The organism is Pseudomonas sp., assembly GCF_050739655.1.
Classification (GTDB): domain Bacteria; phylum Pseudomonadota; class Gammaproteobacteria; order Pseudomonadales; family Pseudomonadaceae; genus Aquipseudomonas.
The window spans coordinates 1-6,826 of record NZ_JBOIBY010000713.1 but is presented as its reverse complement, the minus strand read 5'-3'; the positions used below and the strand labels follow the sequence as shown (position 1 = coordinate 6,826).

Sequence of the window (6,826 nt, the reverse complement as noted above, 5' to 3'; positions counted from 1 at the left end):
GCGACGTTTAGGTCGTTGATCGGTAAATCAGCCATCGTTTACTCGTCAGGTCACGGGTGCCGGCCGCCAGCGAACCCGCGCGGCGGAGCACAGCAAATTAAGCGCGTCGGGGAGCCGAACCTTAGCGCGTTACACCGTGGCTCGACAATGGGCAGACAGCGCTTTAATCCAGCACGGGATGCGCAAATGCCTTGCGAACCGTCTCATGAGAGAACTCGTCGGCATGTGCCTGGACCCATTCGAGCGCCAGGGCTTGAATATCCTGCAGGTCATCATGGGCATCGTGCAGGCGACAGTAACGTTCGATCTGGCATACCTGCTCACCCATGCGGGCGCTGAACAGCGTCTGTTCGTCGACGAAGGCTATGCCCACCAGATAGCCGTGTTTGCGTCGCAAACACCAGGCTACATAACCCAGGTAGCGCATGTCGGGATTTACGGTCGGCATGCGTACTTGCAGTGCAGTGCCGTAACGCCACGCGCGGTGGTAATTGCAAGCCATGCCCCCGAGGCTGATAGTGTGCAACTGTTGCCGCGAAATACATTCAGGTTTGAGCAACGTCAATTCGACGGGTACATCGTCAGGATGAGGAAGAAAACGTCCCATGAGCACGGACTCCATGTGTCGGCCATCTGACATTGTTTCCCCCAGTATAGTGGTCGAATCGCAGCTGACCGATTTCGACGCAGATCAACGGCTGCTGGCGATGAGCGGCGTGTCCCTGGTGATTTTCACCAGCGTGGGGTGTGCCAGTTGCCGGTTTGCCCGTGAACAATTGCCGACCCTGGATCTGGCAGTCGATCGACTGTGCTGGATCGATGCCGGAAATAACGGTGGGGTGGTTGAGCGATATCAGGTCTTTCACTTGCCGGCGCTGTTTGTCGTTCGCGACGGCGAATTCTTTGGAGCACTGAAATCACGCCTGACCGCTACCGAGCTCAATCGAGCCGTACGGCAGGCGTTGAGTCGTACAGCAGAGGAGTTGCCATGATGGGGGCAGTTGCCAAACCGACGATCGGTATCATCGGAACCGGTGCAATCGGTGGTTTTTACGGGGTGATGCTGGCGCGCGCCGGTTTCGATGTGCATTTTCTGCTGCGCAGCGAATTTTCTGCAGTGGCCGAGCGCGGGCTGAAGGTCCACAGTGCGCCCCACGGCGCGTTGACGTTGAACCCGGTACAGGCCTATTCGACGCCAGAAGACATGCCGCCTTGCGACTGGTTGCTGGTGGGCGCCAAAACCACCAGTAACGCGGATCTGGCACCGGCGATCCTGCAAGCCGCCGCACCGAACGCCAAGGTCCTGTTATTGCAAAACGGCCTCGACGTCGAAGACAGCCTGCGCCCATTGCTTCCCGACTCGCTGCATTTGCTGGGTGGGCTCTGCTATATCTGCGTTCATCGTGAGGGGCCCGGTGTTATTACCCATCAGGCGCTCGGTGCGGTGCACGTCGGCTACCACAGTGGTCTCTCCGAGGCGTCGGCGCGCGCAGCGATTGTCGAAGAGGGCGTCGGTTTGTTCCGTGCCGCCGGTATCGACTCCCAGGCCATGGCGAACCTGCATCAGGCGCGCTGGCAAAAACTGGTCTGGAATATCCCGTACAACGGTCTTTCCGTGTTGCTCGGGGCGAGCACCACGCCCTTGATGGCCGATCCGGACAGCCGGGAAATGATCAAGGCGCTGATGGCCGAAGTGGTCCAGGGGGCGACTGCCTGTGGTCACGACGTGCCGCCTGGCTATGCTGCGCAACTGTTCATGGTGACCGAGAAAATGCCCGACTACTGGCCGAGCATGTACCACGATTTTCTGCATAAGCGTCCGCTGGAACTGCAAGCCATTTATGCTCTACCCCTGGCAGCAGCCAGGGCGGCGGGATGTGAGATGCCGCGAATCGAGGCCTTGTATCGCAGCTTGAGTTTTATCGAACGACGCAACACCTGAGTGGGTTCAGGCAAGGGGGAAGGGGATGCCAAAGGTTATTGACGACAAGTTGGTGCTGGCGATTTCGTCGCGAGCGTTGTTCGACCTGAGTGAAAGCCACAAGGTTTACCTGTCGAGTGGCGTCGAGGCCTACCGGCAATATCAGATCGAACACGAAGACGAAATCCTCGAACCCGGCGATGCATTCCCGTTGGTACAAAAACTCCTGAATCTCAATGCCCATCTGGGCCGCGCTCGCGTCGAAGTGATCCTGGTGTCGCGCAACAGTGCCGACACTGGCCTGCGGGTGTTCAACTCGATCCATCATTATGGGCTGGCCATATCCCGCGCTGCATTTGTTGGCGGGCGCAGTCCTTATCCCTACCTCAAGGCCTTTGGCTGCGACCTGTTTCTTTCGACCCACGCCGAGGATGTGCGCAGTGCTCTGGACGCCGGGTTCGCTGCGGCGACCATTCTGTCCGGAGGCGCCCGTCGCGCGGCCAGCGATGAACTGCATATCGCGTTCGACGGGGATGCGGTGCTGTTTTCCGACGAGTCGGAGCGCGTGTACCAGGCCGGTGGCCTGGAAGCTTTTCAGGCGAGCGAACGCGAATCGGCGCGCGAGCCCTTGCGTGGTGGACCGTTCAAAGGCTTCCTGGCGGCCCTCAACCTGCTGCAGCGCGAGTTCCCGGATGGCGAGTGCCCAATCCGCACGGCACTGGTGACGGCGCGCTCGGCGCCGGCCCATGAGCGAGTCATCCGCACCTTGCGCGAGTGGGATATTCGCCTGGATGAATCACTGTTCCTCGGTGGGCTGACCAAGTCGGCTTTCCTGGAGGCATTTGCCGCCGACGTGTTTTTCGACGATCAGGCCGGCCATTGTGAATCGGCCCGAGAAGTCGTCCCCACCGGCCATGTGCCACATGGCATAAGCAACGAGCAAAAGGTTTAAGCCCACCGTTCAAGGTGTTACGCCAGACGTCGTACTCGCCAAGGCACTGCTAAGCTGAATCAATCTCCGCCATGTTGGCATTAGAGGAGGTCATATGATTCGTTCGATGCTCTATGCAACTGACCTCGGCCTGTACGCTCCTGTGGTGATGCAGCACGCGCTGGCATTGGCTCGGACATTCAATGCCGACCTGTATGTGGTGCACGCGGTGGAACCGATGGGGTTGTTTGCCGAATCGGTGCTTCAGAGCTACCTCGACGAACAGGCGTTGAACGAATTTCACAGCCAGGGTCTGAACACGGTCATTGCCAGTATCGAGCAGCGGGTACTGGATAGCTTTCGTGACGAGCTGGAAGGGGGGGATGAGGGTGAGCTGGATCTGGAGCGAATTCAGGCTGTACGGGTGCTGCAGGGCGATCCGTCGCAGGTGATTCTCGACCAGGCACAGAAACTCTCTGTGGATTTGTTGATCCTGGGAAGCCACAGCCATGGTGCCGGCGCGGAAACGCCGTTGGGCCGCACCGCCGCGCGGGTGTTGCAGCTGTCCAAGGTACCGGTTTATCTGGTGCCCCTGGTGCAGCGTCGTCGCCAAGGGGATCGCTAGGGCACGAATAGTGGCACGCTGATAAAAAAGTTCTAGATTTATTCTTCAAACCATTAATATAGTTATATACCGTCGCTGATCGCCCGTGGCGTCTATCTGCTTTGAGGGATTCATATGAAGCTTCAACAATTGCGCTACATCTGGGAAGTGGCGCACCACGACCTCAACGTTTCCGCTACAGCCCAAAGTCTTTACACCTCGCAACCGGGCATCAGCAAACAGATCCGCCTGCTCGAAGACGAACTGGGCGTCGAAGTGTTCGCCCGCAGTGGCAAGCACCTGACCCGCGTCACCCCGGCCGGCGAGCGCATCATCACCACCGCCGGCGAAATCCTGCGCAAGGTCGAAAGCATCAAGCAGATTGCCCAGGAATTCTCCAACGAGAAAAAAGGCACCCTGTCGATCGCCACCACCCACACCCAGGCGCGTTATGCATTGCCGCCGGTGATCAGCAACTTCATCAAGCAATACCCGGACGTTGCCCTGCACATGCATCAGGGCTCGCCGATGCAAATCGCCGAAATGGCCGCTGACGGCACCGTGGATTTCGCCATCGCCACCGAAGCACTGGAGCTGTTCGGTGACCTGGTGATGATGCCGTGCTATCGCTGGAACCGCTGCGTGGTTGTGCCTCAGGGGCACCCGCTGACCAAGCTGTCGAAGCTGACCCTCGAAGCCCTGGCCGAATACCCGATCGTGACTTACGTGTTCGGTTTTACCGGCCGTTCGAAACTCGACGAAGCCTTCAGTCATCGTGGCTTGACGCCCAAAGTGGTGTTCACCGCCGCCGACGCTGACGTGATCAAGACTTACGTTCGTTTGGGGCTAGGCGTAGGTATCGTGGCCAAGATGGCCGTCGATACCAAGCTGGACAGCGATCTGGTGGTGCTTGATGCCAGCGAACTGTTCGAATCCAGCATCACTAAAATCGGTTTCCGTCGTGGCACGTTCCTGCGTGGCTTCATGTGCGATTTCATCGAGAAGTTCGCTCCGCACCTGACCCGCGAAGTCATGGCCAAGGCTATCCAGTGCCACAACAAGCAGGAACTGGAAGAGCTGTTCGACGGCGTCGAACTGCCCGTCCATTAATCCTTTCTAGATGACCTCGGTGACAGCGAACTGTTGCCGAGCGCCCGCCACCAGAATCTCCACCTCATCGCCTTCGAACTTGCCCAGCAGGCTTTTGCCGAGCGGTGAGCGCGGGGTGATGACGGTAATCAACTGTCCCACCAGATCGACTTTCAGGCCAGCCGCGTCCGGCGCCAGAAACAGCCATTGCTCGCGACCCGTTTCATCCTCCAGGCCCAGCAGGGCACCCACCTCGATACCCCGTTGTTCGTCATATGCACGCAGCGTCATGTCCTGGCATAGCGCCAGTGACTGGCGAATTTCTTCAACCCGCCTGGCTTGCCCGGCGGCCAGGTACGATGCCTCGAGTCCCAGTGTGTCGTACTTGTTTTCGGCGATGTTTTCTTCGTGGGTCGCCGTTTCGTAAGCGGTCTGTGCAGCCCGCTCGGCGATGTCGAGATCGACTCGCAGCTTGTCGAGAATCAGTTGGTGGACAGTGTGCTTATGCATGGTCAGGTTCTTGATCAATCGCAGAATTGCAGGACGTTGGCGCGGCTTTTCTCGCTGGGGGCGGTCTGGTCCTGTTGCAACCAGAACTGACATTTGGGGTTCGACAGATTGCGGTTGCTGCTACGCGCCTGATCGAGCCGCTGGGCTTGTTCGTTCTTGCGCAGGTTTTCTTCATATTGCTCGAACAAAGGGCTCTGTGGAGGTATATCCGGAATCCGTTGCACCACCGGTGGGTTGGCCAGTTGCTGCACGGCTTGGGCCACGGGGGCCAGTTGCTCGCTGAAGGACAGGCGAGAAGCGAGCCAGCAGGTCAGCGTAATAGCAATGAACCCCAGCCACAAACCGAGGGCGATGCTGCCGGTCAGTTGCACGGCATTGAGCTGGATCGGCAACGGGCGGCGCGGGTTGGAACGATAGGGCATGGCTGCCTCCTGGCGGTGAGTCGCGGGGGAATGGCGATTGTCGCATGAAGAATAATCGTCGTCGGCTCTTCTGCGCAGGGTAATTTATGCGGATAATCGCGGCTTTTGCCAACGGGAATCTGCAATGCCTGAAATGACAACCCGCTGGGATATTTTTTGCACGGTGGTCGACAACTACGGCGACATCGGGGTGACCTGGCGCCTGGCCCGGCAATTGGTGGCCGAGCATTCGCTGGCGGTGCGTTTGTGGGTCGATGATCTGCGGGCTTTCGAGCGTATGTGCCCGGAAATCGACGTCCACGTCCCGCAGCAATGGCAACAAGGCGTCGAGGTGCGTCAGTGGCCGGCCGAGTGGTTGCCGACTGAAGCGGGCGATGTGGTGATCGCCGCATTCGCGTGTCAGTTGCCTTCAGCCTATATGGAGGCCATGGCAGAGCGGGAAAAACCACCGCTGTGGATGAATCTTGATTACTTGAGCGCGGAGGATTGGGTGGTCGGCTGCCACGGCTTGCCTTCGGTCAAGTACAAGCACGTGCAGAAGTTCTTTTTCTTTCCCGGATTCCAGAAAGGCACGGGTGGTTTATTGCGTGAAAGCGGGTTGCTGGAACGGCGCAGGCAGTTTCAACAGGACCCCGAGGCCCAGCGAGCATTCCTGCAAGGCTTGGGGATCGACCGTTCGCCTGATGCGCAGCTGATTTCGTTGTTCGCCTACGAGAACACCGGTTTGGCCAGCTGGCTGGACGCAATGGCGAGCGATTCGACACCCACACACTTGCTGGTGCCGGAAGGGCGGATTCTCGGGGATGTTGAACGCTGGCTCGGCGTGAGCGATTTGAAGGCCGGCGCGCTGCATGTGCGTAACGCCCTGACCGTGCAGGTGTTGCCCTTTGTCCGGCAGGATCAGTATGACCAGTTGCTGTGGTGTTGTGATTTCAACGCCGTGCGTGGCGAGGATTCCTTTGTCCGGGCTCAGTGGGCGGCTCGGCCAATGCTCTGGCACATCTATCAGCAGGAAGAGGATATCCACCTGGACAAGCTCGAAGCCTTCCTTGAACTGTATGTGAAGGGGCTTTCGGAGCCCGCCCGGGAGGCGATCAGTGGTCTTTGGCGCGCGTGGAACGCCGGTGAAAAAATGACCGACCACTGGCATTGCACCCGTAAACACTGGCCAGAGCTGGAAAAACACGCCGAAACATGGTGTCTGGAACAGGCCTTGCAAGCCGATCTTGCCACGGCGCTGGTACAGTTTTATGGAAATTGGATATGATACGCGGCCTAGATTTTTGTAAATCCCATCCAAATTCGGATATTCGCAATGAAAACTGGTAAAGAACTCAAACCCGGTACCG

Annotated in this window: 9 protein-coding genes; 6 read left to right on the top strand and 3 right to left on the bottom strand. The window is 58.6% G+C overall.

Translation table 11 applies throughout. The features are described from left to right. Positions 1-163: 163 nt before the first annotated feature. Positions 164-607, bottom strand: a complete 444-nt coding sequence (locus tag ACRESJ_RS33875) for a PilZ domain-containing protein (protein ID WP_431761772.1) — start codon at positions 605-607, stop codon at positions 164-166. Here ACRESJ_RS33875 and ACRESJ_RS33870 point away from each other — a divergent pair. From ACRESJ_RS33870 to cysB, 5 genes are all read left to right on the top strand, one after another. Then, positions 606-992 (top strand): thioredoxin family protein, encoded by a 387-nt coding sequence (locus ACRESJ_RS33870; RefSeq protein ID WP_431761771.1) that lies wholly within the window; start codon positions 606-608, stop codon positions 990-992. The genes ACRESJ_RS33875 and ACRESJ_RS33870 overlap by 2 nt on opposite strands. Beyond that, positions 989-1,942, top strand: coding sequence for a putative 2-dehydropantoate 2-reductase (locus tag ACRESJ_RS33865; RefSeq protein ID WP_431761770.1), 954 nt, complete (start codon positions 989-991; stop codon positions 1,940-1,942). Before ACRESJ_RS33870 ends, ACRESJ_RS33865 begins: the two co-directional genes overlap by 4 nt. Before the next feature lie 25 nt (positions 1,943-1,967). Continuing rightward, positions 1,968-2,873, top strand: a complete 906-nt coding sequence (locus tag ACRESJ_RS33860; RefSeq protein ID WP_431761769.1) for a 5'-nucleotidase — start codon at positions 1,968-1,970, stop codon at positions 2,871-2,873. 94 nt (positions 2,874-2,967) lie between these two features. Continuing rightward, positions 2,968-3,477 carry a universal stress protein gene (locus tag ACRESJ_RS33855; protein ID WP_431761768.1) on the top strand — a complete coding sequence of 170 codons (510 nt, stop codon included), beginning with the start codon at positions 2,968-2,970 and terminating at the stop codon, positions 3,475-3,477. Between the two features lie 114 nt (positions 3,478-3,591). Next, positions 3,592-4,566, top strand: coding sequence for an HTH-type transcriptional regulator CysB (cysB, locus tag ACRESJ_RS33850; protein WP_007899921.1), 975 nt, complete (start codon positions 3,592-3,594; stop codon positions 4,564-4,566). Between the two features lie 6 nt (positions 4,567-4,572). Here the strand turns inward: cysB and ACRESJ_RS33845 are convergent, their stop codons facing one another. Beyond that, entirely contained in the window at positions 4,573-5,055 is a 483-nt protein-coding gene (locus ACRESJ_RS33845) for a GreA/GreB family elongation factor (protein ID WP_431761767.1), read from the bottom strand. 14 nt (positions 5,056-5,069) lie between these two features. Further along, positions 5,070-5,477 (bottom strand): hypothetical protein, encoded by a 408-nt coding sequence (locus ACRESJ_RS33840; protein WP_431761766.1) that lies wholly within the window; start codon positions 5,475-5,477, stop codon positions 5,070-5,072. A 124-nt stretch (positions 5,478-5,601) separates the two neighbouring features. Between ACRESJ_RS33840 and earP the strand changes: the two genes are divergently transcribed. After that, positions 5,602-6,744: an elongation factor P maturation arginine rhamnosyltransferase EarP gene (gene earP, locus ACRESJ_RS33835; protein WP_431761765.1), complete on the top strand. Its 1,143-nt coding sequence runs from the start codon at positions 5,602-5,604 to the stop codon at positions 6,742-6,744. Positions 6,745-6,826: the final 82 nt, after the last annotated feature.

Excerpts from the sequence above, each read along its gene's own strand:
- ACRESJ_RS33870 (WP_431761771.1), top strand. The coding sequence starts at position 606 with ATGAGCACGGACTCCATGTGTCGGCCATCTGACATTGTTTCCCCCAGT.
- ACRESJ_RS33875 (WP_431761772.1), bottom strand. The coding sequence starts at position 607 with ATGGGACGTTTTCTTCCTCATCCTGACGATGTACCCGTCGAATTGACG.
- ACRESJ_RS33865 (WP_431761770.1), top strand. The coding sequence starts at position 989 with ATGATGGGGGCAGTTGCCAAACCGACGATCGGTATCATCGGAACCGGT.
- ACRESJ_RS33860 (WP_431761769.1), top strand. The coding sequence starts at position 1,968 with ATGCCAAAGGTTATTGACGACAAGTTGGTGCTGGCGATTTCGTCGCGA.
- ACRESJ_RS33855 (WP_431761768.1), top strand. The coding sequence starts at position 2,968 with ATGATTCGTTCGATGCTCTATGCAACTGACCTCGGCCTGTACGCTCCT.
- cysB (WP_007899921.1), top strand. The coding sequence starts at position 3,592 with ATGAAGCTTCAACAATTGCGCTACATCTGGGAAGTGGCGCACCACGAC.
- ACRESJ_RS33845 (WP_431761767.1), bottom strand. The coding sequence starts at position 5,055 with ATGCATAAGCACACTGTCCACCAACTGATTCTCGACAAGCTGCGAGTC.
- ACRESJ_RS33840 (WP_431761766.1), bottom strand. The coding sequence starts at position 5,477 with ATGCCCTATCGTTCCAACCCGCGCCGCCCGTTGCCGATCCAGCTCAAT.
- earP (WP_431761765.1), top strand. The coding sequence starts at position 5,602 with ATGCCTGAAATGACAACCCGCTGGGATATTTTTTGCACGGTGGTCGAC.